Raw genomic sequence first — 23792 nt, forward strand, 5'->3', positions numbered from 1 at the left:
ACGGCATCAACCGAAGCTGTAGGCCGACAGTTGCAGCGCACCGACGCGCTCGCTGAACAAGGTCCGGCCGGCATCGTCACCGGCGGCCCCGGCGGCCACCATCAGCGGCAGAAGATGTTCCTCGCGCGGATGTGCGAAGCGCGCGGCGGGCGCGGCTGCCCACTCTCGCAAACGTGCGTTGCGCTGCGCGGCGGTGGGCGCGCCGACGGTCTCGCCCAGCCAGTCGTCGAACACTTTCGACGCATCGCGGCCGGCCTCGCCGAATGCGCGCAGATTGTGATAACTCATCCCGCTGCCCACGATCAGCACATTGTCGTCGCGCAGCGGCGCGAGCGCGGCGCCGATCGCCAAGTGTTCCGCCGGGTCCAGCCCTTCACGCAGCGACATCTGCACGACTGGCACGTCGGCATCCGGGAAGATCAGCTTGAACGGGATGAAGACGCCGTGGTCCAGGCCACGTTCGCCGTCGGTAGCGCACGGGAAGCCCGCCTCGCCAAGCAGCGTGGCGACCTGCGCGGCCAGCGTCGGCGAGCCGGGCGCCGGATAAGTCAGGCGGTACGTGTGTTCCGGAAAGCCGTAGTAGTCGAAATACAGCGGCGGCGCGGCAGCCGTATTGACCGTCACGCGCGGCGTCTCCCAGTGACCGGATACCACCAGCACCGCGCGCGGACGGGCCGGCAGGCCGCCTGCGATCTGCTCCAGGAAGGCTTGCAGCCGATGCCAGGTATCGGCCGGACCACGCGTCCACTCCATGAAAAAGCAGGGTCCGCCGCCGTGAGGAATGAACCAGGTCGGCTGGCGCACTGGCTGGGCTGGCAGATCGGGACGTTCCATCGGCTTTCTCGCATCGAAGACGGGCGCCGCCACTGTAGCGCGTTGCGCGGCGCCGTGCAGGGACCGCTCCCGATATACGCGAGGGGCAGAAGCTCATGACCAATGACTAGTGGGACAAAGCGGCGGAATCGGGCACCATACTGATTTGCCCAATTCCGAGATAACGATGAGCCGTCTTCCGCTAGTCGACGCGAACAGCGCCCCGGCGGCCAGCAAGCCGCTGGTCGAGCAGGTGCAACGCAACAACGGCTTCCTGCCGAATCTGGTCGCCACGCTGGCCAACGCCCCTGCCGCGCTGGAAGCCTATCTGACCGTCGGCGAGATCAACAGCCGCAGCGGCCTGACCCTGGCCGAACGCGAGGCGGTGCAGATCACCGCCGCCGGCATCCACGGCTGCGGCTTCTGCGTCGCCGGCCATTCCAAGATCGCCACCCTGAAGGCGCAACTCGACGCCCCGGTCGTCACCGCACTGCGTGACGGCACCGCCGTGCCCGACGCGCGGCTGGAAGCGGTCGCGGTGTTTACGCGTGCGGTGATCGCTCACCGCGGCGCGGTGCCCGACGATGCGCTCGCTGCGTTCCGCGCCGCTGGCTTCAGCGACGCAAACGCGCTGGAGGTGGTGCTTGGCGTGAGCCTGGCGACACTCTGCAATTTCGCGAACAACCTCGCCGGCAACGATCTGAACCCCGAACTGGCCTCGTTCGCGTGGCACGGACTGGCGGCGGCCCAGGCATGAGCGCAACGCTCGAGTCCTGGCTCGACACGCATGCGCAGGCGCTGGATGCCGGCACGGGTCCCAGCGACGAAGTGTTGTCGCGCCTTGCCGCCGCCCGTCTGCCGGGCATCGGCGTGCCGCGCGAACTCGGCGGCGAAGGCGGCACGGTACGCGATGCGATCGAGGCGATCGCCGCGGTCGCGGCGCGCTCGCTGACCGTCGCGTTCATGCTGTGGGGTCACCGTGCCTTCATCAGCTACGTCCAGGCCAGCCCCAACGCGGCGCTGCGCGAGACGGTGCTGCGGCGTTTGATCGCGGGCGAGCTGGCCGGCGCCACCGGCCTTTCGAACGCGATGAAGTTCCTGTCGGGTATCGAATCGCTGGCCGTGCTTGCCGCGCCGGGCGGCAATGCCGCCGCCGGCTGGCGCCTGGACGGCCAATTGCCGTGGGTCACCAATCTCCGTCCCGAAGGCTTCATCGTCGCGGCCGCCGTGCAGCATGACGAAGCCGACGGCGGCGTCTCGATATTCGCGCTGCCCAGCGACGCGCCCGGCGTGACACGCAGCCCGGATCTCGATCTGATCGCACTGCGCGGCAGCCATACGGCCGCGATCGCCATCGAGCGTGTCGAACTCGGACCCGAATGGCTGCTGCATGACACCGCGCGGGCGTACCTGCCGGCGATCCGGCCGGCGTTTCTCGGGCTGCAGTGCGGTCTGGCGATCGGGCTGGCCCGGCGCAGCCTGGAGCAGGCGTCGCGGGCCCGCAGCGCGGCCGAAGGCGTGCTGCGCGAGACGGTGGACGCGCTGCGCGGGCGCCTCGACAGCGTCGTCGCCGCCCTCTACGCGGGCATCGCGGACGGCAGTTTCGCGAGCAACGCGGTGCCGCTGTTCGAGCAGCGCATCGCGCTGGCCGGCATCGCGCAGGAGGCGGTCGAAGCCGAGCTGCAGGCCAGCGGCGGCCGCGGTTACTTGCGCGAGAGCGGCGCCGATTTCGCGCGCCGCTGGCGGGAAGCGGCGTTCCTGCCGATCGTCACGCCCAGCCTGCTGCAACTTCGCACCGAACTCGCGCGCCACGCGGCGCGCACGGAGCGCGCATGACCAGCGCGCTTTCGGCAAGCGACATCGGACTCAGCTACGACACGCCCGGCGGTCCGCTGGAGGTGCTGGCCCGTGTCACGCTCGAGGTGGCGGCCGGCGAGCTGGTCTCGATTCTCGGCCCGAGCGGATCGGGCAAATCCAGCCTGCTGCGCGTCTTGGCCGGATTGCAGCCGGCCACGCGCGGCACGGTCACGCTGGGCGACGCGACGCTGACCGGTCCGGACTGGCGCGTGGCGCTGGCGTTCCAGGACCCGTGCCTGCTGCCGTGGCTCAGCGTCGAAAAGAATGTCGGCTTCGGACTGGACTTCGCGCGTCAGCCGCGGACCAGCGCGGCCGAACGACGGGCGCGCGTCGATACGGCGCTGCACGCGGTCGGTCTCGACCATGCCCGCCACCGTCATCCGGACCAACTCTCGGGCGGCATGGCGCAGCGCGCCGCGCTCGCGCGCTGCGTGGCGCGCCGCCCGCAGGTGTTGCTGCTCGACGAACCGTTCGGCGCACTCGACGAAATCACGCGCGAAGCGATGCAGGCGTTGCTGCTCGACCTGGTCGCCGAGACACGCGCCGCGACGGTGCTGGTCACGCATGACATCGACGAGGCGCTGATCGTCTCCGACCGGATCGTGCTGCTCGGCCGGCAGGGACGACTTGCCGGCAGCTGGACCTTGCAGGACCAACGCCCACGCGACCCGGCCAGCGCCAGCTTCGCATCGCTGCGGGCCGACATCGTCACGGTAATGCGTGAAACGATGCATGCTTCGCCCTCTCCGCTTCCTTTGGCTTCCTGAACCCCCATGTGCAATGTTCCGATGAGCCGACGCGAGTGGCTCAAGCTCGCCTCTCTGTTCACCGCGACCGGCGCCGCGCCGCTGCTTGCGGCCGGCGAGGCGCGCGCCGCCGCTGAAACCGATCCGACCGTTCGCATCGGCTATCTGCCGATCACCGACGCCGCGCCGCTGCTGGTCGCGCACAACAACGGCTATTTCGATACCGACGGCCTGAAGTCGGTCAAGCCGGTGATGCTGCGCAGCTGGGCGCAATTGATCGAGGCCTTCCTGTCCGGCCAGGTCAACGTGGTGCACCTGCTCTCGCCGATGACGGTGTGGGCGCGCTTCGGCTCGCGGGCGCCGGCCAAGGTGGTGGCGTGGAACCACGTGAACGGCTCTGCGCTGACGGTGACGCCGGACATCAACGCGATCGGCGATCTGGCGGGCAAGACCGTCGCAATCCCGTTCTGGTACTCGATCCACAACGTCGTGCTGCAGGACATGCTGCGCGCGCACAAGCTCGTGCCGGTCAGCCGCCCCGAAGGCGCGCTGGCCGCGAACGAAGTGCGCCTGGTCGTGATGGCGCCGGCCGACATGCCGCCGGCGCTCGCGTCGAAGCGCATCGCCGGCTTCATCGTGGCCGAGCCGTTCAACGCGGCCGCCGAAATCCTGAAGGTCGGCAAGATCCTGCGCTTCACCGGCGATGTCTGGCGCGACCACGCCTGCTGCACGGTGTTCATGCAGGAACGCGACCTGAACGGCCGGCCGGAATGGTCGCAGAAGGTCGTCGACGGCATCGTCAAGGCGCAGCGCTGGACCCGTGATCACCGGGCCGAGGCAGCGCAGTTGCTGTCGAAAGACGGCAAGAACCATTACACGCCGCACCCCGAAGCCACGCTGGGCCGGGTGCTGGTGCCGTCGGCCGAGCTGGAGGGCAGCTATCTTGGCTCGCGCGCGATCACGCATCCGAACTGGCACGAAAAGCGGATCGATTTTCAACCGTATCCGTTCCCCAGCTATACCGAAACCCTGGTCGGCCGCCTGAAGCAGACGCTGGTCGAAGGCAATACCCAGTTCCTGCAAAACCTGGATCCGGCCAAGGCCGCGCGCGAGCTGGTCGACGACCGCTTCGTCAAGCGCAGCATCGCAGCCAACGGCGGCATGGCGGCGTTCGGCCTGACCGAAGCCTTCACGCGCAAGGAAGAAATCGTTGTCTGACGCCGCTCCCCGCATCGCACCGCGCGTGGGTGCGCGGCCCCGTGCCGTGCCTCATCGCTTGCTGGGGCTGCTTGGCCTGTTGCTGGTGGTCGCGATTTGGTGGCTGGCGGTCGATCTTGCCACCGAACCCGATACGCTGGCCCGCCAGTTCGCGCCGCCCGCGGCGTTCGACGCGCTGCTCGGCCTGCTCCGCGACGGCAGTCTGTTGAACCATGCGTTGGTCAGCCTCCGGCGCGTCGGCCTCGGGCTGCTGATCGCGCTGGTGATTGGCGTGCCGGGCGGCCTGCTTCTCGGCAGCCTGCCCAGACTTGCCGCGACGCTGACGCCGACCCTGCAACTGCTGCGCATGGTGTCGCCGTTGTCATGGATGCCGATCGCGGTGATGGCGCTCGGCATCGGCGACCGCTCCATCGTGTTTCTGCTCGCCTTCGCCGCGGTATGGCCGGTGATGATGAGCACCTCTGCCGGTGTCGCGCAGCTCGATCAGCGCTGGCTGCAACTCGGGCGCAGTCTGGCTGCGACGCGCAGCGAGATGCTGCTGCGCATTGTGCTGCCCGGCGTGGTCAGCCCGGTGCTGACCGGTGTGCGGCTCGCGATCGGTATCCTGTGGATCGTGCTGGTCCCGGCCGAGATGCTCGGCGTCAGCTCGGGCCTTGGCTATTTCATTCTCGACACCCGTGATCGGCTCGCGTATTCCGAACTGATGGCCGGCGTGCTGGCGATCGGCGCGCTCGGCTATGCGCTGGACCTGCTGGCCCGCGGCGCCTACGCGCTGTGGACCGGACGACGCTGAAGCGCCGCCGCGGCCGGCCGCCTCAGGGCTGGCGCGTGGTGCAGGCGTCGAGCGCACGATAGCGCGCTACCGCGTCAACGGATGCATCGACCGCCGCGTCGGGCGACATACCGGCGGCGTCCGCCAAGGCGGCCTGCACGCATTGTGTGAGCCGACGCGGTTGCGCGTCGGTGAACAGCGAAACGCCTGCAAGGCACAGCACGCCGAGCAGAAACAAGACGGCCGCGTGCCAGCGGCGCGGGCGGCGGAATTTGCGGGACGCACTGTTCGACGGCACGGTCGCCGTACCGTGTGCCACCGCTTGTCGAGGCGTCAAAGCGACCAGCAATGGCGATCCGGCGTGCGTTGCCGAGGCCGCGGCCGTGGTCCTGCGGCCCGCTTCGGACGACGATGCCGCCGTGCGAGTAGGCCGCCAAGCCGCCGAGTCGTGTGCAACCGGGTCAGACGCGGCACGCGGCGGCCCTTCAGTACGGGATGAATCGTTGCTTGCCATCAAATTTTCTCCTCAAAAATTAGCTCGACAACCATTTCGATTAGCCAGACAACTTATCGGTCTTACGTGATAGCCAGGACGACGTGTCGGGCCTAGGCCAGCGTGCCGCGCACCGCGCGCATGGCGCCGACCGTGCTCTCGAATTCAGCGCTGCCGATCTGACCGCGCAGGCGCGTGTCGACGGTGCGGCTGGCTTTTTCCAGCGGATCGCGCAGCGCGTCGGCCGCTTGGGTCGGGAACAGTTGCGATTCCCGGCGATCGCCTTCGGCAGTTCGACGCTCGACCCAGCCCTTCGCCACCAGATGATCGATCAGCCGCGTCGCGGTCGGCCGCGCAATGCCAAGCACCTCGGCAAGCTCGCGATGCAGCAAGCCCGGCTGGCGAAGGATGACGCGCAACGCGAAGCCCTGCGGCGGCGTCAGCTCGAAAGGCGCGTAAGCCGCCCCCCATTCGCGTTCGACGAGGCGGGCGAGCGCCGACGTGTTGAAGTAAAGGCAGTGATCGAACATGGATGCCCCACAAACGGTTAGCGAGGCAATTATATCGGAAAAGAACCGGCGTGCTCGAACGTGAGAAGCGATGCGGCCGGGTACGCGACCCGCCGCGGCACACTGGCAGGCCGCCCCATGCGCGTCGCCGCCGAGCGATGGCGCCGACCTTCGACCTCGGACACGCGCGCCCGGGCTGTGGCGTGCTTCGGCGCACCGTCGCGTCAGTACGGTGTCCGGCTGTGGCGGCGGTCGATGATCTCGGCTGCACGGACGTCGGCCACGTCGCGCACACCGGCCAGAGCCATGCTGACATCGAGTTCACGGTGGATGATTTCGAGCGTGCGCGTCACGCCCGCCTCGCCCATCGCGCCCAGCCCGTAGAGAAACGCCCGTCCGATCATCGCGCCGCGCGCGCCGAGCGCCAGCGCCTTGAGCACGTCCTGCCCGCTGCGCACGCCGCCGTCGAACAGTACTTCGGTTTGCGTGCCCACCGCGTCGACGATGGCGGGCAGCGCGGCAATGCTCGACACCGCGCCGTCGAGCTGGCGGCCGCCATGATTGCTGACGATGATCGCGTCCGCGCCGGTGGCGGCGGCGAGCCGCGCGTCGTCGGCGTCGAGGATGCCCTTCAGGATCAGCTTGCCGCCCCAGCGCGACTTGATCCATTCCACGTCGTGCCAGGAGAGCGTCGGATCGAACTGGCGCGCGGTCCATTGTCCGAGCGTGGTGATGCCGCTCGCGTGCTTCACATGACCTTCGAGATTGCCGAAGCTGCGACGCCCGGAGCGCAGCATCCGGTACACCCAAGCCGGTTTGCTCGCAAAGTCGAGTGCGTTGGCCAGCGTCAACCGCGGCGGCACGGTCATGCCGTTCTTCAGGTCCTTGTGGCGCTGTCCCAGAATCTGCAGGTCGAGGGTCAGCACCAGCGCCGAACAGCGCGCCGCCTTCGCACGATCGATCAACGACGCGATGAAGTCGCGGTCCCGCATCACATAAAGCTGGAACCAGAACGGCCGGGTGGTCGCGGCCGCCACTTCCTCGATCGAGCAGATGCTCATCGTCGAGAGCGTGTAGGGAATGCCGAAGCGTTCGGCGGCGCGCGCGCCGAGGATTTCGCCATCGGCCCACTGCAACCCCGTCAAGCCGGTCGGCGCGATGGCGACCGGCATGCTGGCGACCTCGCCGACCAGCGTGGTGGCGGTCGAGCGGTTGTCGACGTTGACCGCCACGCGTTGCCGCAGCTTCAGCGCGGCCAGGTCCTGCTCATTGGCGCGATAGGTCGACTCGGTGTACGAGCCGCTGTCGGCGTAGTCGTAGAACGCGCGCGGCACACGCCGCTGCGCAAGGCGTCGAAGATCCTCGACACAGGTGATGACTTCCATGGCAAAGCCGCGACCGCCCTTCGGCGGCCGCCAGCAACGATCGTAAGGACCCGAATGATGCGCCGGCTTCACTCGCCGAGCAAATGCATTGCGACTTCGCGGCGATGGGGCGCACGCCGATGCTCGAACAGGTAGACCCCCTGCCAGGTGCCGAGTAGCGGACGTCCCTCCGAAACCGGAATGCTCAACTGGCTCTGCGTAAGCGCGGCGCGCAGATGCGCCGGCATGTCGTCCGGCCCCTCGGCATCGTGCACGTAGCGGCCCGGCGCCTCGGGCGCGAGTTCGGCGAAATAGCGTTCCAGGTCGGTCTGCACGTCTGGATCCGCATTCTCCTGAATCAGCAGCGAGGCGGAAGTGTGCCGGCAGAACAAGGTCAGCAGACCTGTCTGCATGCCTTGTCGCGTCACCCAGCGCCGCACTTCGCCGGTGATCTCCACCAGCCCCGCGCCCTGCGTCCTGACCTCCAGCCGATCCACCGCCTGTCTCATCGCTCCCCCGCCACGTCTGACCACGCTTCGCGCCGCGGTCCCCTGCGACCGCGGCCATGCCATCGAGACAGACTAACGCAAAGCGCGTTACCGCTCAGGCGTGGCCGGCTCGCCGCTCAGCGGGCGACGCGGCGTCCGTTCTGCCAGACGCCGACGATCTTCGCACCGTCGTCGCACAGCACGCCGATGTCGTCGAGCGGATTGCCGTCGACCACGATCAGGTCAGCCAGCGCACCGACGGCCACGACACCCAGTTCGCCTTCGCGCTGCACGATCTTCGCCGCCACGCTGGTCGCCGACTGCACCGCCTGGAGCGGATCGAGCATCTCGGCGCGGATGCGGAACTCGTCGCTCTGGTAGCGATGCATCTCGCCAAGCAGATCGCTGCCGTAGCCCATTGCAACGCCGGCACGCGCGTAGGTGCGCAGCGACTCGCGGCCCTGGTCGCGCACGGTGGAGATCTTCGCGATGGATTCGGCCGGCAAGCCCAACGCCTCGCCGTCGCTGGCGAGCGCATCGTAGGTGATGAGCGTGGGCACCGCAAACGCGCCGCGCTCGGCCATCAGCTGCGCCGCCGCGTCGTCGACCAGATTGCCGTGCTCGATGGTTCGCACACCGGCCTTGATGACGCGGGAAATCGCGCGCGGCGTATAGGCATGCGCCATCACATAGGTGTTGGCCGCCTCGGCCTCTTCGACGATGGCGGCAATCTCGGCTTCCGAATACTGCGTATTGGCGATCGGGTCGGTCGGCGAGGCGACGCCGCCGGACGCCATGATCTTGATCTGGTTCGCGCCTTTCTGGATTTCCTCGCGCACGGCCAGCCGCACCGCGTCGACGCCATCGACGATGCGCGCAATGGCACCCGCGCGGAAGCAGCACGAACACGGTTCGAGCACGTCGCCACGCGGACGGAAGTCGCCATGCCCCCCGGTCTGCGACAAGGCCTTGCCCGACGCGAAGATGCGCGGGCCCGACACGATGCCCTGCTCCACCGCCTGCGCGAGCGCCCAGTCCGCGCCGCCCGCGTCGCGGACGCTGGTGAACCCGCGCGCGAGCATCGCGTCGAGGATCGGCACGGCGCGCAACGCCACCAGGATGTTCGGCATCTGCGCGTTGGTGCCAAGGTTCGCGCGCGACGCCAGCACGTGCACGTGGCAGTCGATCAAACCCGGCATCACGGTCTTGCCGCGCACGTCGACCAACTCGGCGCCGGCCGGCACCTGCGCGTTGCGCGCCACTTCGACGATGCGGTCGCCATCGATGACGACGTCGTGCGAGGCCAGCACATTGCCGGTGTGTACGTCGAGTACGTCACCGCCGCGCAATACGGTCACAGTCATGCAAATCTCTCCACAGCAGAAACGAAAATGGGGCGGCCGCCCGGCCGCCCCGAACGGACGGTGCTCAGTCCTTCGACGTCTTGATCGCGAGCGTGCCCAGGAAACTCACGGCAGCCGCGAACATCAGATAGAACGACGGTGCCAGCGTGTTGCCGGTCGACGCGATCAGCCAGGTCATGAAGAACGGCGCGAAGCCGCCGAACAGCGTGACCGCGAGGTTGTACGCGACCGACAGACCGGTCGAGAGCACGTTGCTCGGGAACAGCGTCGCGAATGCGGCGAGGATCGGACCGGTGTAGGCGGCGATCAACACGCCGAAGTACAACTGGAACAGCATCAGCGCGCCACCGCTCGGATGTGCGTTGATGTAAGCGAACATCGGATAGGCGGTGGCGAAGATGACGATTGCCGCGCCGCTCAGGAACACCTTGCGGCCCAGCCTGTCGGCCAGCGCGCCGATGATCGGCGAGCAGATCGTCAGCGCCGCGCCGCCCACGATGCCGGCCGCGAAGCCGTCCGAGGCGGACATCTTCAGCACCTTCACCGCGTAGGTCGGCGTGTAGAACAGCAGCACGTAGGTACAGACGGTCCACAGAATCACCATCGCGAAACTCGCGAAGGTCTGGCGCGGGTAGCGCCGGGCGATCTCGGCAAGCGGCGACTTGACCTTCTCGGCCTGCTTGAACGCCGGCGTTTCGTCGACGCGGTTACGGATGTAGAAACCGATCGGGCCGATCACGATGCCGAGCAGGAACGGAACGCGCCAGCCCCAGCTGTCGAGCGCTGCGGGGCTCAGCATGTTGGTGACGATGCTGCCGGTGAGCGCGCCGAGCACCACGGCCAGGCCGATGCTGGCCTGGATCCAGCTCGAGTAGAAGGTACGCTTGCCGGCGGGCGCGTATTCGGTCAGGAACGCGGTGGCGCCGCCCATTTCGCCGCCGGCCGAGAAGCCTTGCAGCAGGCGCGCAACGACGATGATCATCGGCGCCCCGAGGCCGATCGTTTCATAGGTCGGCGCCAGGCCGATCATCGCCGTGCCGAGCGCCATCAACAGCACGGTCAGCGACAGCGCGGCCTTGCGGCCCGCCTTGTCGCCGTAGATGCCTAGCACGATGCCACCGACCGGGCGCATGAAGAAGCCCACGCCGAATGTCGCGACCGCCAGCAACAACGAAGTGAGTTCGCTGCCGCTCGGGAAGAACTTGCGGGCAATGACGACAGCGAAAAAGCTGTAGACGGTGAAGTCGAACCATTCGAGCGCGTTGCCGATCAGGGTCGCGACGACCGCGTGTCGGCGCGTCCCCGGCGAGATTGAGTCGGCGGCTGCGGCGGCTTGTGTTGCGACAGTGCGCATGAAGTGTCGTCCAGGTCGGTGGACGGTCCCCATGCCGTCCGGTCCGCCGATCGTAGGCGACGAAAATTTGCGGTTGAAGCGCGCTTTTCGCATGCTTGCATGCATGCAACGCATGGCAAAGCCGCCCGCAGTGCATGCCCCGCGACAATAAGCGCCGCTTGCCCAACCTCAATGACGGCGCCAGACGCTTGCGTTCAAAGCCGCTTGTGGCCGGCGAAGCGGGCAAGCGCCGTCGTCGCTCGCGACGCACGGAGCGTCGCGTCGACACGGTGTGTCGGATGGGACGAGGCGCACGGTCGTATCGAGCGGCGAGTCGTGCTTAACCCCGTTCTCGTCGGCGCTCAGATCAACGCGGCGATGATGACCATCACCAGCGCCAGCAGCGAGACCAGCCAGACCAGCGAGCGCACATACGGAACGCCGAACGCGTAGAGCGGCACGTACACGATCCGCGCGACCAGATACAGCAGCGCGCCCCAATGACTCAAGCCGCTGTAGCGGTCGGCCACCGCGACAATCAGCACCGCTGCGGCGAACAGGGGCAGTGTCTCGAACAGGTTCGATTGCGCGCGAGCCAGGCGCGCCGGCAGCGGCTTGAGCGGCGCCGGCGCTTCATCGCGGGCACCGGCGTTCCATTTCAAGCCGTATTGTGCGGTGCGCGCCTGCGCCGCGGCCATGATTTGCACCAGCGCCAGGACCAGCGTCCAGGCCAGACACTGCAGTTCAAACGTCAGCTTCATGCTCGCCTCCAGTCGGTGGCAGCTGGCAAGCACGAACAGCGCCAAGCGTGGCGAGTGCGATGGCCCGACGCACTAAGGCATGAGGCATGAGGCATGAGGCATGCGGCATGCGGCATGCGGCATGGCGCTGGCGCGCCTCGGTGCCGGAGATGGCCTGCCCTACAGTACGTCAGGCGATGGCAAAAGGAATGGCAGCATGTCCGCGCCGATCACAGCGCCGATCACAGCATCATCGGCAGCATTGGCTTGCGCGTCGTACGCCGGCCACGACACCGGCGACGTTGGATGCAGTGGTCCCGCGCACCGCGAGAGACCCTGGCGAACGCGCAGCGTTCGGCCGCCTTGCGGGCGGTGCAGACGCAGCCCGCCCACGGACGGCGAGGCACGCCGGCCATGTGGTCAGCGCCGGAAAACCTGCCGCAGCCGTATCCAGATCCGCCTCCCATCAAAGCGGGGCCGCCCCAGGCGGAACTTGCCGGGACGCGGCTGCGCGGACTGGTAAAGCAGACTTAGAACTCAAGGCGCGCGTTGAGCGCGACCGTTCGCGATTGTCCCGGCTGGATATAGTTCGCGTACTGGAATTCCCAGTAGCGGTGGTTCGTCAGGTTGTCGATGGCCGCGCGCAGACCGACGGTATGTCCCGCTACCTTGGTCGTGTAGGTCGCGCCCATGCTGTAGATCATGTAGCCGGGCACCTTGATGTCGCCGGCCGGACTGAGCGTCGTGTTGCCGGTGAATTTCGCCGAGGCGCCGACCACCAGCCCCGGCAGGGCCGGCACGGCATACGAAGCATGTCCTACCGCGACGAAGCCCGGCGCTCCTGCAACGCGATTGCCATCGTAGTCGGAGCCCTTCTTGTATTTCGTGGCCAGCCACATCAGATCGCCACCGACGGTCCAGTCGCGACCGAGTCGCACGCTGGCGCCGGCTTCGAGCCCCTGGAAGACGGACTCGCCATCCTCCACGAACACATTGTCGCCGTTCGCGTATTGCGCGCCGCGCTCGATCCGAAACAGCGCGGCGGTCGCGCTCCATCGTTCGTTCTGCGTTTTCACGCCGACTTCGTACTGCTTGCTGCGCAGCGGATTGAGCACGGCGCCGTAGTTCGCGTAGGTCGATCCGACGACACTGCCTGCCTCGAGCGATTCGACGTAGCTTGCATACAGCGTGGTGTCGAGCGCGAGCTTGTACATCACCGCGACAGATGGCGTTGCAACGCCGTTCTTCGCATACGTCGAACTGGTCGTGCCGTTGACGCTGTAGCCGTGCTGTTCGTAGTTCGTGAAACGCACGCCGCCCAGCACGGACCAGCGCGACGTCAGCGCGATGGTGTCGCTGACGAACAGCGCCTTCTGCACGATGTCGGCGGCACGGTAGGTAGCGTAGCCGCCGCCGTTGAACCGATTCGTGTTTGGCTGATAGATGTTGCCGATGCCGATCTGCTGGTAGAACGCGTTGGCCGTGTTGTCGCTGGTCTGTTTCTGGTATGACGCGCCGAACACGAGCTGATGCTGCAGTGGGCCCGTGCGCACCAGGCCTTCGGCCATGACCTGCCAGGCGTTGGCCTGATGCCCTTCCTTGCCTTCGAAGCGCGTATCGCTATAGTCGCCTTGGACGTCGCTCAGCAAGTAAGTGCTTTCGTTGCGGTAGCGTGTGCTTTTGCTGAAGCTGTAGCTGGTCGAGATGGTCCAGTTCTGACCGAGGTCGTAGCGAAGACCGGCCGTATAGATCTGCAGATTGGTGTTGAGATGCTGATCCGGTGTCACCAGCGTGTTGCTGCCGCCGCTGAGCGGCGCAGGCAGCATGGTGCCGGCAAGTCCGTAAGTCGAGAGTGCGGTCGTGATGCCCGACGCGTGCCGCTCCTGGTATAGCGCGCCAAACGTCGCGGTCAGCTCGCGCGTCAGACGGGCGTCGGCCGACAGCGAGAACGAATCCCGGCGCACATTGCCGTCGTTGTACGTCTTGCCTTCCTCATGCGTCGCGTTGAACCGGTAGCCAAACATCGCATTCGGTCCTGCACGTCCGCCCAGGTCCAGATGTTCGGACCACACGTTCGTCGACGCATAGCCAACGTCGACGCTTGCGATCTGCTTGTCGGTGACCGGCGGCTTTTTGGTCACATAGTTCACGATGCCGCCCGGCGCACCGAAGCCGTACATGAAACCGGACAGGCCCTTCAGCAGCTGCACGCTCTCCAACTGCTCGTAGGGCATCGTGATGCCATAGGCATTGATCGGTTGACCGTCGATGCGATACCCATTCTGCCAGTCGAGCTGCATGCCGCGCACGGTAATGTAGCTGGCCCATGCGTTGTACGGATTGCTGTTGTCCGACACGGACGCGTCGCGCGCGAACACATCGCCCAGCTTCTTCGCCTGGCGATCGGCCAGCTCCTCGCTGGTGACCACGGTGGTTGAATACGGGGTTGCCAATTGCGTGCGAGTGCCGAGGGCGCCGGACGTCACTTCCTTGCGCAGATGTTGACCTGGCTCACGGTCGTTCTCTGCGGTGACTGCCACCGCGGGCAGCGTGGTCACCGTGGTCACCGGGTCGGCCTGCGCGTCGCGCGCACCGTTTTCCTGGGCCTGTACGCCATGCACCGTACAGAAAAGAAGCATCGCGGCCGAGACGGTTGGTCGAAGCTTCGATTGGCCTGATTGGCGAGCACTGCATCCTGCTGACATCATTTCTTCGCTGCCTTGCTTTTATTGAATAAGAACCATTATCATTCGGTGCCGAATTCTGGGACAGCGAAAACGGTTTGTAAACTAGTTTTGCAGCGGCTTGCGCGTGATTGTCGCAAATGTTTTCCGGGCAGCGCGCGTCAGGCGCGGATGGCGGCTGATGACGCACGCGCCTCGGACTCGACGGTTTCGATCAGCCACCGCTTGAACTCGCGCTCGGCGAGCGACTCGCGCCGGTCATCGGGCCAGATCAGCGAATAGCCGCCGCCAAGCGAGGCCGTCGCGTCGCTGGCCGCGACCAGCGACCCTTCGTTCAGGCAGGCATCGATCATGTGTCCCCAGCCGAGCACGATGCCTTCGCCCTGCATCGCGAGCTGGACCAGCAGCGGGTAGTAGTTGACCACGACCGGATTGCGCGGCTTGCGATAACGCTCTGGCGCGACTCCGTTCAGGTCGAACCATTTCTCCCACGACATCCATTGCCGCTGACCGTCGTCGAGGATCAGCAAACGCTCGTCGGCGATTTCATCGGGGCGCAGGCGCCGGCCGCCGAGATAGCCCGGCGCGCAGACCGGCAGCACGCATTCGGCATAGAGCTGGCGCGATGCCAGGCCCGGCGCGGGGGCGCCGCGCAGGTAGAACACCGCCACGTCGAATTCGGTCGGCGACAGACTGGCCAGTCCATCGCGCACGATCAGGCGGATTCGCGCTTCCGGATAGTGCGCGCGGAAAGCGGAAATACGCTTCGCCATCCAGAGCACCGCGACACCGGACGAGCAGGCGACCGTCAGGTCGAGATCGCTGCGGCCCTTGATCAGGTCGGCTGTCGCGTCGGCGCACTGCGTGAGCAAAGCGCGCACTTCGCGTGCGTAGCGCTCGCCGCCCTGCGTGAGCCGCAGCGCGTGCGGCGCACGCACGAACAACGCGCGTCCGAGGAAGGTTTCAAGCTGGGCGATCTGTCGGCTGATCGCGCTTTGACTCAGGTTGAGCTCGTTTGCGGCGCGCGTGAAACTGCCGGTGCGAGCGGCTGCCTCGAACGCGATCAGCGAAGGCAACGGCGGCAACGGTGACAGCGCCATCGTCAGGCCTCCCGACGCCGCGGCGGCACCACGGCTGGCCGCGTCGTTGCCCTGTCCCGGGACGCCGCCGCGGCACGTCCTCCGCGCAACAAACGCAAGCCGTTGCCGACCACGATCAGGCTTGCGCCGACATCCGCGAAGACCGCCATCCACAGGGTGCCAAGACCGGCAATGGTCAAGGCCACGAAGACCGCCTTCAGGCCAAGCGCGATCGTAATGTTCTGCATCAGTACGCGATGCGTGCGGCGCGACAGGGCGATGAATTCGGGAAGCTTGCGCAGGTCGTCGTCCATCAGGGCGACGTCGGCGGTTTCGATGGCGACGTCGCTGCCGGCCGCGCCCATCGCAAAACCGATGTCGGCGGCCGCGAGCGCCGGCGCGTCGTTGATGCCGTCGCCAACCATGCCGACGCCGCCTTCGGCGCGCCGCGCCGTGATGGCCTCGGCCTTGTGCGCCGGCAGTTGCTCGCCGCGTGCATCGTCGATGCCGAGCTCCGCCGCCACCGCGGCCACCGTGCGCGTGTTGTCGCCGGACAGCAGCAGCGTGCCGACGCCGAGCGCGTGCAACTGCGCGACCGCCTCGCGGCTGCTCGCGCGTACCGTGTCCGCGACGGCGAATACCGCGCGCACCCCGTCGGGACCCGTCAGCAACGTCACCGTCTTGCCCTGCGCCTCGAAGCCATCGGCCAGCGCCGCCACTTCGGGCGACACCGCCCCGGCGGCGCGACGGCTGACCAGGCGATGCGCGATCCCGTCCAGCGTCGCCGACACACCCTCGCCCGGCTGCGCTTCGAAACGCTCGACAGCGGGGGCCGCACCGGTCGCTGCCGCGCCCAGTGCCCGCGCGATCGCGCGCGAGACCGGGTGATCCGAACGGTCGGCCAGCGCCAGCGCGTGGCGCTTGACCGTCTCGTCCACGCCGCTCGCCCGATCGGCGCCGAGGATCACGCAGTCGGTCTGTTCGGGTTTGCCGGCGGTCAGCGTGCCGGTCTTGTCGAGACCGATCCAGCGCAGGCGCCGGCCGCTTTCGAGATGCGCGCCACCCTTGACGAGAATGCCGCGACGCGCCGCGGCGGCCAAGGCGCTGACGATCGTCACCGGCGTGGAAATCACCAACGCGCACGGACAGGCGATGACCAGCAGCACCAGCGCCTGGTACACCGCCTGCGACCACGCCACGCCGAACCCCCACGGCAGGAGCAGTGCGACCAGCACCGCGAGCGCCACCACGGCCGGCGTATAGACCGCCGCGAAGCGATCGACGAAGCGCTGCGTCGGGGCCTTCTCGCCTTGCGCCTGCTGGACCGCGCGAATCATCGCGGCGAGGGTCGAATCCGCCGCACGCACGCTGACCTCGAATTCCAGTTCGCCTTGCTGATTAATCGAACCCGCGAACAACGGTGCGCCGGCCGTCTTGTCGACCGGCAGGCTTTCACCGGTGATCGGCGCCTGGTCGACCGAGGAAACGCCCCGGATCACGCGGCCATCGAGCGGCACGCGCTCGCCCGGACGCACACGCACTGCCGCGCCGGGCGCCACCGTGTCGGCCGGCACCGTGCGCCAGTTACCGTCGGCGTCGCGCACGGTGGCCTGGCTCGGCGCCAGCGCCAGCAGCGCGCGCACCGCGCGGCCCGCCCGATCGAGGGATGCCGCCTCGATGCGTTCGGCCAGCGCGAACAGCACCATCACCATCGCGGCCTCGGGCCACTGACGCAGCAGCAGGGCGCCCGTCACTGCGATGGCCATCAACGCGTTGATGTTGAGCTCGCGGTGGCGCAGCGCGATCAAGCCCTTGCGATAGACGCCGATGCCGCAGCAAGCCAGTGCCACGAGCGCGCACGCAGCGGACAACCAGGCGGCCGGAAACGCGGTGGCATGCGCGTCACCGCCTGCGTCCTGCAGCCACTGCACGATTTCCGCCGCCAGTGCGAACGCGCCCCCGACGGCCAGCGGCCACCAGGGTACGGGCGGGCGTGGCGCGGCCGGTTGCGCGCTTGCCTCGGCGTCCAGCGGCACGGCCTGCATGCCGAGCCCGGCGATCGCGGAGACGATACGGTCATCGTCGAGCCCGCGATGGTCGACGGTCAGCACGCGCTGCATCAGATCGAAGTGCAGCGCGACGACGTTGGGCGTCCGGCCCAGCGCATTGCGAATCAGCCGCTCTTCGGTCGGACAGTCCATCGCCTCGATCCTGAACAGACTGCGCACCGCGCCGTCGGGCAGCGGCGCGGCACCGCGCACCGGCGCTGCCGCGGCATGGGCACAACACGGGCCCGCAGCCGACGCATGGTCGTGGTCGTGGTCGTGACCGTGGCCGTGGTCGTGCGCTTCGCCGTCCGCGTGCCGGTGATGGCCGGACGTCTCGGCATGCGCGTGCGTGACTGGCCGGGCGCCCGCCTGCACCTGTCCGCGCACCTGTCCGCGCACCTGTCCGTGCGCAGGCTCGCGGGCGCCGCAAGCGGTGCCGCATCCGGCCTCATGCTTGCCGTGCGTGCCCACCGCGTCTGCCTCGGGGTTCTGCTGCCTCATCGTTGCTCTCCCGGCTACCATGGGTGTAGCTAACACCTTGTAGCGCTGACAGGGTCAAGCGATGTCGGACAAAAGCCCCGCCGCCGGCAGGGTAAGCCAGGCTCAGGCGAGGTTGGCCAGCAGTTTGCGAAGCGCGTCCATGTCGACCGGCTTGACGAGGCGATGGTCGAAACCCGACTGCGCGGCGCGGCGCGCGACGCTTTCGTCGCCGTAACCCGAGAGACCGATGAGCAGCATTTCCTCCGGACCGTGGCGCGCCCGCAGCCGGCGCGCAACCTCGTAACCGTCCAGATCCGGCATGCCGATGTCGAGAATCACCGCGCGCGGCATGCGCTCCTCGACCGCGGCAAGCGCGGCCAGACCGCCGTACGCGGTGCGGGTGCGATAGTCGTAGAGGCCCAGCACCAGCGCCAGGCTGTCGGCCGAATCGACGTTGTCGTCGACAATCAGAATCTCGCCCTGCGGGGCGGCGGCCTCGGTGTCCGCCGACGCCAGCGTCGAGGCAGGCGCAGGCGCGTCGACCGCCGGCAAGCGAACCAGGAACTCACTGCCGTGCCCGACGCCCTCGCTGTGCACCGTCACGCTGCCGCCGTGCAGCTCGGCCATGCGTTGCACGATGGTGAGGCCGATGCCCAGCCCGGACTCGCTGCTGTTGATGGCCGAGTCGGCACGCGCGAACAGGTCGAAGACCTTCGGCAGCATTGCCGCATCGATGCCCACGCCGTTGTCGCGCACGCTGAATACCGCGTCGCTCCCTTCGCGGGTCAGGCGCAGACGGATCTCGCCGCCGCTGGGCGTGTATTTCGCCGCGTTGTTGAGCAGGTTGCCGAGAACCTGGGTCAGACGCGTCACGTCGGCGTCGACCCACACCGGTTGGTCCGGCAACTCGACCGTCAGGCGGTGCGAACGCGCCCCCACCAGCGCCTCGCAGGTCTCGGTGGCCGAGGCGATCAGCGTGGCGGCTTCGACCGGCTCACGCCGGATCTGCACGGTGCCCTGAGTGATGCGCGACACGTCCAGCAGGTCGTCGACCAAACGCGACAGGTGGCGCGCCTGCCGATTCATCATCTCCTCGATGCCGCCCCAGGCGCTGTCCTCGCTGCGCTGTACGCGCAGGAATTCGATGCCGTTCAGAATGGCCGCCAGCGGGTTGCGCAGTTCGTGCGCCAGCATGGCCAGGAATTCATCCTTGCGCTGATCGGCCTGCCGCAACTGCAACTGGTGCGCGCGCAGTTCGTCGAGCGTGCGCAGGATTTCGCGATTCTGCTGCTCCAGCTCTGCGAGCGGGTCGCCATCGCGGGTGCGGGTCAAGTCCTTCGCGGCGCTCGCGACGCGTTCACGCAGCGCGGCCTGACCGAGCGCCGGCACGTACATGCCAAGCTCGACGGTGGTGCCGTCCCCACCCGACACGATGTCGAAGGTGTCGGTCAGGCGTCGGCTGCCGGCAATGCCCAGACCGCCGCGCGCATCGTGGTCGCCACGGCCGCCACGGCCCGGACGCACCACGGCCGCCGCCGGCAGACCGGGCCCGTTGTCGGAGACCGTGACAACCAGCATCGGCGCATCGCGGTCGGTTCGAATCGCGAATTCGATCCGCCCTTCCCCGGCGAACGCCACCGCATTGCGGGCGATCTCCGACACCGCGGTCGCGAGCCGGGTCTGGTCGAGGGCTTCAAGACCGAACGCGGCGGCGATCTGCCGGGCGCGCTGGCGCGCGAGCGGAACGTCCAGGTCCTTGCGCAACTTGGACGTCAGAATCGGCAGCGATTTCATAGGAGGCGGACGACCGCAATGGTCGCATCGTCGTTGTCGCGCTTGAAGTCGCGATACAGGACCCCGGCAATCAGGTCCGGGTCGTGATGCAGCAGGCCTGGGTAGCCGTCCGGCGACAGTCTGGTGGCCATGCCGTCGCTGTGCATGATCAGCGATGCGCCGCGCTCGAACGCATGGTCGGCATCTCGAAACACGCGCGCCTGATAGCCGAGCGTGCCGTCGGCCGACATCAGATGCCGCCGGCCGCCGTCGGAGCGGATCAGTCCGTTGATGTTGCCGACTCCCGCGTAACGCAGGCGACCGGCGACCGGATCGATCGAGGCAATGGCGGCGACCGCGCCGCGCGTCGCCTTCAGCGCGCGGTGCAATTCGTTCAGGATGTCTGAAGGCAGCACGCTGCGCGCTGTCCGGAACGCAGCGACTGCCGCCGCGGCCGTGGCCGACGCCTGCGGGCCGTAGCCGAGACCATCGACGACCAGAAGCTGCACCTGCCCGTCGACGCGCCGCCATGCCCAGCTGTCGCCGGACAACTGCTGACCACGCTTGGCCAGGCACAGCGCGCCGATCGACAGACGCGCCGACTGCCGCTCGGCAGGCGCCGCCACCGGCTCGCGCGCGCTTGCGGTCCGCGCAAAAACGCGGGCGAGCATCGCGGTGCCGTGTTCGGCGCGCGAGTACAGGTCCACTTCGTCGGACTGACGTTCGATCGCGCCCATGCCGACGCCAAGGCTGCCGCCGGTGGAGTAGCCGTCGCGCATGCTCGCCGCGATGTTCACGATGCCCGGCCCGCGGTCCAGCGCCAGCAATGCCAGGCCGGCGCCGCCGCGGCGCACCGGCGCGAGCAGCATCTCGCCGCCCCGCCCGTGCTTGAGGACGTTGGTGGCGAGCTCCGAGGCGACGATCGCCAGCCGGCCGCTGGCCGTCTCGTCGAACTCGAACGCGGCCGCCAGTGCGGCCGCCTGCCGGCGGATTTCGCCGACATCCGACGGGTCGCGCACGTCGAACGACTGCGCCACGGACTCCGTTACAGCCGCGACGTCGACAATCGTTTCCATTGCACTATCGTAATGCGTGTGCCGGCACCAGGCGCCGTCACGAGGTCGAACTCGTTGACCAGCCGCTTCGCGCCGCTGAGTCCGAGACCCATGCCGTTGCCGGTCGTATAGCCGTCGACCATCGCTTGCGTCACGTCGGCGATGCCGGGCCCCTGATCGTCGAAGACCAGGCGCAGCGCGGTCTTCAGACCGTCCTGCAATTCCGCGAAATGCAGTTCGCCGCCGCCGCCGTAGATCAGCATGTTGCGGGCGAGTTCGCTGGCCGCCGTCACGACCTTGGTCTGATCGATGGTGCTGAATTTGATCCGCTCGCACCAACGACGCACTTCGCGGCGCGCGATGACCAGATCGTCCTGCGTTCGAACGGGCAGAGTCATGCTATTCGTCGTCGCTGTCATCGTCGTGCTCGACGAGCGCGCTCTCCAGCAGCGCCATGCCGCGTTCCACATTCAACGCGGTCTGCACGCCGGGCAGGTGCAGGCCCAGCTCGACGAGCGTGATGGCCACTGCCGGCTGCATGCCGACCAGCACCGTTGCCGCGTCGAGCACGCGCGCCATCGACGAGATGTGCGCCAGCGTGCGTCCGATGAACGAATCGACGATGTCGAGTGCCGAAATGTCGATCAGTACGCCGCGGGCGCCGGTGCTGGAAATCTTCTCGGTCAGGTCGTCCTGCAACGTCAACGCAAGTTGATCGTGCAGTTCGACCTGAATGGTGACGAGCAGATAGCCGCCGACTTTGAGGATCGGGATCCGTTCCAAGATGCTTACTCGCTTGCTCCGCCGGATCTACGCTCGGCGGGAGCTTTGGTGCGACGCGAAATGATCAGGTTGCGCTTGGCGAGCGCGACGCTGAAGGCGGCTGCCAGCGTTGCCTTGGTCACCACGCTGCCCAGGTCCACGCCCAGGTGGACGATGGTCTGCGCAATCTGCGGACGGATGCCGCTGATGATGCACTCGGCGCCCATCAGGCGCGCGGCCGCAATGGTCTTCAACAGATGCTGAGCCACCAGTGTATCGACGGTCGGCACGCCGGTGATGTCGATGATGGCGATGGCTGCTTCCTTCTGCACGATGCCGCCGAGCAGATTTTCCATCACCACTTGCGTGCGTTCGCTGTCCAGCGTGCCGATCAGCGGCAGCGCGAGAATTCCTTCGTACAACTCGACGACCGGCGTCGAGAGGTCGAGCAGCTCCTGCTGCTGACGCATGATGATCTGCTCGCGCCCGTTCTGGTATGCCTCGGCGGTGATCAATGCGAGACGGTCCAGCACCGTGGTGACGTACCAAAGCACGTCGCGCTGCGTGGCGGCATCCCCCACGACGCTGGCGACCCGCTCGAACAGTGGCTGCTTCAGCGACAGCACGAACGTGGCTGTCTCGCTGGGCGAGAAACCCTGCTGCGCGCGGCTGCGCGAGACCGATTCGAGCAGCGCTTGCACTTCGGCCCAATCCTCATCGCCTTCGGCGCCCGAAGCGATGGCGACCTTCAGGGCATCGAGAAAGCGCGCCGACTGCTCGCGCAATTCACCTTCACGCATCAGATCCCGCCGCAGGGTCGAGGCCTTGAGCTGGTAGGCGAGCCAGTCGCTCAGAATGGCTTGTTGTTGTGTGTCCAGAATCGACGCTAGAACTGCGTGCGGCTCGGCCAAAATGGTCTCCTAAAAATAGGCGCCGCTCCAGCCTTGCGAAGTGCGGCGGGAGCGGTGAGGTACTGCCGGCAATTATAAGATGGCGGACTTCAAACGTGCTGGTTTTCCGTCGTGAAAGCCTTGCCCAGCCTGCCGTCGCGCGGTTGCCGCCATCTTTGTCTGCGGACAATCATGCAAAGAGCGTTCCATGCGTAGGCATGGTCCACCGGGGAGAAATGCGAAGGTGCCGGCGCAACCATCGCAAATGGCGGGGAGCGGGAGCGTCGGCAGAATTCGGCAGAATTCGGCGGACCTCGCCGGAAGCCAGCGAGGTCTGGCGAGGTCTGGCGGAATGCAGCGGCGGCATTCGGTGAGCGCCGGCCGGATTCGTGTATCGTCGAAACGGCAGCGGGGCCGAGTAGCCCGAAGGCATGGTGCCAGCACCGCGAGTCGACGGTCCGGACTGCGCTGGTCTCGCTTGGGAACAGCCGATCGTCACGCACGACCATCGCCACCCGGCCGTTCCGCCCGGTTTGCCCGGACCGCTGCCGCGGCGCCTCGCAATCCGGCCTGCAGCAGTGCAGGCCATCCGGATACCATCTGGATGCCATCTGCTTTCGTCGTCCGGGCCGTCGCTTTCGTCGTTCGGCGGCCTCTTCGCTCAACCCGTCAGGATCGCTGCCCGATGTCGATACCCGTTCTTCTGGTGCCCGGCTACGCCGACTCGGATGCCAGCCATTGGCAAAGCCGCTGGCAGGCACGCTACGGCGACAGCCGCGTGTGCATGACGGACTGGTTTCACCCCGTACGCGAGGATTGGGTCGCGACGCTGGATCGCGCGCTGGCGCCGTTCGGTGGCGACGTGATCGTTGTCGCGCACAGCCTGGGTTGCCTCACCTTTGCCGAATGGTCCGCGCGCAGCGGTCGGCAACTCGCGGGCGCCCTGCTGGTCGCGCCACCCGACCCAGGCGGCGCGACATTCCCCGAGGCGATCGTCGGCTTCGATCCGCCGCCGGTCCGGCCCATCGCCACGCCCACTGTCCTGGTCGCGAGCCGCGACGATCCGTACGCCGACTTCGCGTTCGCGCAACGGATGGCGGCGGCATGGCACGCGACGCTCGTCGACATCGGCGCTCGTGGCCACATCAACGGTGGGAGCGGACTGGACGACTGGCCCGAAGGGCGAGTGCTGCTGGCGCGCTTCTCGCCTGCCGGGACTGGCGGCGCCTGAACGGCGCATCGACGTGGCTCCGGGCCCGCCCCCCGGAACCGGAACGCCGAAAGGCGGCAAACCCGCGGCAGGCAAGCAGCAAGCAAGCGGCTA

Annotated in this window: 22 protein-coding genes; 6 read left to right on the forward strand and 16 right to left on the reverse strand. The window is 67.6% G+C overall.

The window, feature by feature from the left end:
* Positions 1 to 6: 6 nt before the first annotated feature.
* Positions 7 to 834 (reverse strand): DODA-type extradiol aromatic ring-opening family dioxygenase, encoded by an 828-nt coding sequence (locus BLU54_RS08240; RefSeq protein WP_091906933.1) that lies wholly within the window; start codon positions 832 to 834, stop codon positions 7 to 9.
* Positions 835 to 1000: 166 nt separating this feature from the next.
* On the opposite strand from BLU54_RS08240, the gene BLU54_RS08245 reads away from it, so the two are divergent.
* The 5 genes from BLU54_RS08245 to BLU54_RS08265 are packed head-to-tail and all read left to right on the forward strand — an operon-like array spanning position 1001 to position 5427.
* The gene (locus BLU54_RS08245) at positions 1001 to 1570 is read left to right on the forward strand and encodes a carboxymuconolactone decarboxylase family protein (RefSeq protein WP_091906934.1); all 570 of its coding nucleotides are present in this window, start codon (positions 1001 to 1003) and stop codon (positions 1568 to 1570) included.
* Complete coding sequence (locus tag BLU54_RS08250) at positions 1567 to 2649, forward strand: acyl-CoA dehydrogenase family protein (protein ID WP_091906935.1); 1083 nt, start codon at positions 1567 to 1569, stop codon at positions 2647 to 2649. The genes BLU54_RS08245 and BLU54_RS08250 overlap by 4 nt, the downstream gene beginning before the upstream one ends.
* Complete coding sequence (locus BLU54_RS08255) at positions 2646 to 3437, forward strand: ABC transporter ATP-binding protein (protein WP_091906936.1); 792 nt, start codon at positions 2646 to 2648, stop codon at positions 3435 to 3437. The genes BLU54_RS08250 and BLU54_RS08255 overlap by 4 nt, the downstream gene beginning before the upstream one ends.
* Positions 3438 to 3443: 6 nt before the next feature.
* Complete coding sequence (locus BLU54_RS08260) at positions 3444 to 4634, forward strand: ABC transporter substrate-binding protein (RefSeq protein ID WP_091906937.1); 1191 nt, start codon at positions 3444 to 3446, stop codon at positions 4632 to 4634.
* Positions 4627 to 5427 (forward strand): ABC transporter permease, encoded by an 801-nt coding sequence (locus tag BLU54_RS08265; RefSeq protein WP_407919404.1) that lies wholly within the window; start codon positions 4627 to 4629, stop codon positions 5425 to 5427. The genes BLU54_RS08260 and BLU54_RS08265 overlap by 8 nt, the downstream gene beginning before the upstream one ends.
* Positions 5428 to 5449: 22 nt before the next feature.
* On the opposite strand, the gene BLU54_RS08270 is transcribed toward BLU54_RS08265, so the two are convergent.
* The 15 genes from BLU54_RS08270 to BLU54_RS08345 all read right to left on the reverse strand — a co-directional run bounded on the left by BLU54_RS08270 (position 5450) and on the right by BLU54_RS08345 (position 22489).
* Positions 5450 to 5725, reverse strand: coding sequence for a hypothetical protein (locus BLU54_RS08270; RefSeq protein ID WP_139169575.1), 276 nt, complete (start codon positions 5723 to 5725; stop codon positions 5450 to 5452).
* A 287-nt stretch (positions 5726 to 6012) separates the two neighbouring features.
* Positions 6013 to 6429, reverse strand: a complete 417-nt coding sequence (locus tag BLU54_RS08275) for a MarR family winged helix-turn-helix transcriptional regulator (protein WP_091906941.1) — start codon at positions 6427 to 6429, stop codon at positions 6013 to 6015.
* A gap of 203 nt (positions 6430 to 6632) precedes the next feature.
* Positions 6633 to 7793 carry an alpha-hydroxy acid oxidase gene (locus BLU54_RS08280; protein ID WP_091907372.1) on the reverse strand — a complete coding sequence of 387 codons (1161 nt, stop codon included), beginning with the start codon at positions 7791 to 7793 and terminating at the stop codon, positions 6633 to 6635.
* A gap of 68 nt (positions 7794 to 7861) precedes the next feature.
* Positions 7862 to 8281 (reverse strand): secondary thiamine-phosphate synthase enzyme YjbQ, encoded by a 420-nt coding sequence (locus tag BLU54_RS08285; protein ID WP_091906942.1) that lies wholly within the window; start codon positions 8279 to 8281, stop codon positions 7862 to 7864.
* Between the two features lie 116 nt (positions 8282 to 8397).
* Positions 8398 to 9624 (reverse strand): metal-dependent hydrolase family protein, encoded by a 1227-nt coding sequence (locus BLU54_RS08290; RefSeq protein ID WP_091906945.1) that lies wholly within the window; start codon positions 9622 to 9624, stop codon positions 8398 to 8400.
* Between the two features lie 64 nt (positions 9625 to 9688).
* Entirely contained in the window at positions 9689 to 10978 is a 1290-nt protein-coding gene (locus tag BLU54_RS08295; RefSeq protein WP_091906947.1) for an MFS transporter, read from the reverse strand.
* A 341-nt stretch (positions 10979 to 11319) separates the two neighbouring features.
* Positions 11320 to 11718 carry an MAPEG family protein gene (locus tag BLU54_RS08300; RefSeq protein WP_235837856.1) on the reverse strand — a complete coding sequence of 133 codons (399 nt, stop codon included), beginning with the start codon at positions 11716 to 11718 and terminating at the stop codon, positions 11320 to 11322.
* Positions 11719 to 12227: 509 nt separating this feature from the next.
* Positions 12228 to 14336: a TonB-dependent siderophore receptor gene (locus tag BLU54_RS08310; RefSeq protein ID WP_091906952.1), complete on the reverse strand. Its 2109-nt coding sequence runs from the start codon at positions 14334 to 14336 to the stop codon at positions 12228 to 12230.
* 206 nt (positions 14337 to 14542) lie between these two features.
* A complete protein-coding gene (locus tag BLU54_RS08315) occupies positions 14543 to 15481 on the reverse strand; it encodes a LysR substrate-binding domain-containing protein (RefSeq protein WP_091906954.1) in 939 nt (312 codons plus the stop codon).
* A gap of 2 nt (positions 15482 to 15483) precedes the next feature.
* On the reverse strand, positions 15484 to 18009 hold the full coding sequence (locus BLU54_RS08320; RefSeq protein ID WP_235837857.1) for a heavy metal translocating P-type ATPase: 2526 nt from the start codon (positions 18007 to 18009) through the stop codon (positions 15484 to 15486).
* Positions 18010 to 18111: 102 nt separating this feature from the next.
* Positions 18112 to 19782: an ATP-binding protein gene (locus tag BLU54_RS08325; RefSeq protein ID WP_091906958.1), complete on the reverse strand. Its 1671-nt coding sequence runs from the start codon at positions 19780 to 19782 to the stop codon at positions 18112 to 18114.
* On the reverse strand, positions 19779 to 20837 hold the full coding sequence (locus tag BLU54_RS08330; RefSeq protein ID WP_091906960.1) for a SpoIIE family protein phosphatase: 1059 nt from the start codon (positions 20835 to 20837) through the stop codon (positions 19779 to 19781). Before BLU54_RS08330 ends, BLU54_RS08325 begins: the two co-directional genes overlap by 4 nt.
* Positions 20807 to 21214: an anti-sigma regulatory factor gene (locus tag BLU54_RS08335; RefSeq protein WP_235837858.1), complete on the reverse strand. Its 408-nt coding sequence runs from the start codon at positions 21212 to 21214 to the stop codon at positions 20807 to 20809. The genes BLU54_RS08330 and BLU54_RS08335 overlap by 31 nt, the downstream gene beginning before the upstream one ends.
* Before the next feature lies 1 nt (position 21215).
* Positions 21216 to 21599 (reverse strand): STAS domain-containing protein, encoded by a 384-nt coding sequence (locus BLU54_RS08340; RefSeq protein WP_170845079.1) that lies wholly within the window; start codon positions 21597 to 21599, stop codon positions 21216 to 21218.
* A gap of 5 nt (positions 21600 to 21604) precedes the next feature.
* Positions 21605 to 22489, reverse strand: coding sequence for an STAS domain-containing protein (locus BLU54_RS08345; protein ID WP_211435319.1), 885 nt, complete (start codon positions 22487 to 22489; stop codon positions 21605 to 21607).
* A 664-nt stretch (positions 22490 to 23153) separates the two neighbouring features.
* Here BLU54_RS08345 and BLU54_RS08350 point away from each other — a divergent pair.
* On the forward strand, positions 23154 to 23699 hold the full coding sequence (locus BLU54_RS08350) for an RBBP9/YdeN family alpha/beta hydrolase (protein ID WP_091906970.1): 546 nt from the start codon (positions 23154 to 23156) through the stop codon (positions 23697 to 23699).
* The last annotated feature ends 93 nt before the right edge of the window (positions 23700 to 23792 follow it).

This window comes from Chitinasiproducens palmae, from assembly GCF_900095735.1.
GTDB lineage: Bacteria > Pseudomonadota > Gammaproteobacteria > Burkholderiales > Burkholderiaceae > Chitinasiproducens > Chitinasiproducens palmae.

Coding starts and splice junctions, on each gene's coding strand:
- BLU54_RS08240 (WP_091906933.1), bottom strand. CDS start 834: ATGGAACGTCCCGATCTGCCAGCCCAGCCAGTGCGCCAGCCGACCTGG.
- BLU54_RS08245 (WP_091906934.1), top strand. CDS start 1,001: ATGAGCCGTCTTCCGCTAGTCGACGCGAACAGCGCCCCGGCGGCCAGC.
- BLU54_RS08250 (WP_091906935.1), top strand. CDS start 1,567: ATGAGCGCAACGCTCGAGTCCTGGCTCGACACGCATGCGCAGGCGCTG.
- BLU54_RS08255 (WP_091906936.1), top strand. CDS start 2,646: ATGACCAGCGCGCTTTCGGCAAGCGACATCGGACTCAGCTACGACACG.
- BLU54_RS08260 (WP_091906937.1), top strand. CDS start 3,444: ATGTGCAATGTTCCGATGAGCCGACGCGAGTGGCTCAAGCTCGCCTCT.
- BLU54_RS08275 (WP_091906941.1), bottom strand. CDS start 6,429: ATGTTCGATCACTGCCTTTACTTCAACACGTCGGCGCTCGCCCGCCTC.
- BLU54_RS08280 (WP_091907372.1), bottom strand. CDS start 7,793: ATGGAAGTCATCACCTGTGTCGAGGATCTTCGACGCCTTGCGCAGCGG.
- BLU54_RS08285 (WP_091906942.1), bottom strand. CDS start 8,281: ATGAGACAGGCGGTGGATCGGCTGGAGGTCAGGACGCAGGGCGCGGGG.
- BLU54_RS08290 (WP_091906945.1), bottom strand. CDS start 9,624: ATGACTGTGACCGTATTGCGCGGCGGTGACGTACTCGACGTACACACC.
- BLU54_RS08295 (WP_091906947.1), bottom strand. CDS start 10,978: ATGCGCACTGTCGCAACACAAGCCGCCGCAGCCGCCGACTCAATCTCG.
- BLU54_RS08300 (WP_235837856.1), bottom strand. CDS start 11,718: ATGAAGCTGACGTTTGAACTGCAGTGTCTGGCCTGGACGCTGGTCCTG.
- BLU54_RS08310 (WP_091906952.1), bottom strand. CDS start 14,336: ATGCTTCTTTTCTGTACGGTGCATGGCGTACAGGCCCAGGAAAACGGT.
- BLU54_RS08315 (WP_091906954.1), bottom strand. CDS start 15,481: ATGGCGCTGTCACCGTTGCCGCCGTTGCCTTCGCTGATCGCGTTCGAG.
- BLU54_RS08320 (WP_235837857.1), bottom strand. CDS start 18,009: ATGAGGCAGCAGAACCCCGAGGCAGACGCGGTGGGCACGCACGGCAAG.
- BLU54_RS08325 (WP_091906958.1), bottom strand. CDS start 19,782: ATGAAATCGCTGCCGATTCTGACGTCCAAGTTGCGCAAGGACCTGGAC.
- BLU54_RS08330 (WP_091906960.1), bottom strand. CDS start 20,837: ATGGAAACGATTGTCGACGTCGCGGCTGTAACGGAGTCCGTGGCGCAG.
- BLU54_RS08335 (WP_235837858.1), bottom strand. CDS start 21,214: ATGACTCTGCCCGTTCGAACGCAGGACGATCTGGTCATCGCGCGCCGC.
- BLU54_RS08350 (WP_091906970.1), top strand. CDS start 23,154: ATGTCGATACCCGTTCTTCTGGTGCCCGGCTACGCCGACTCGGATGCC.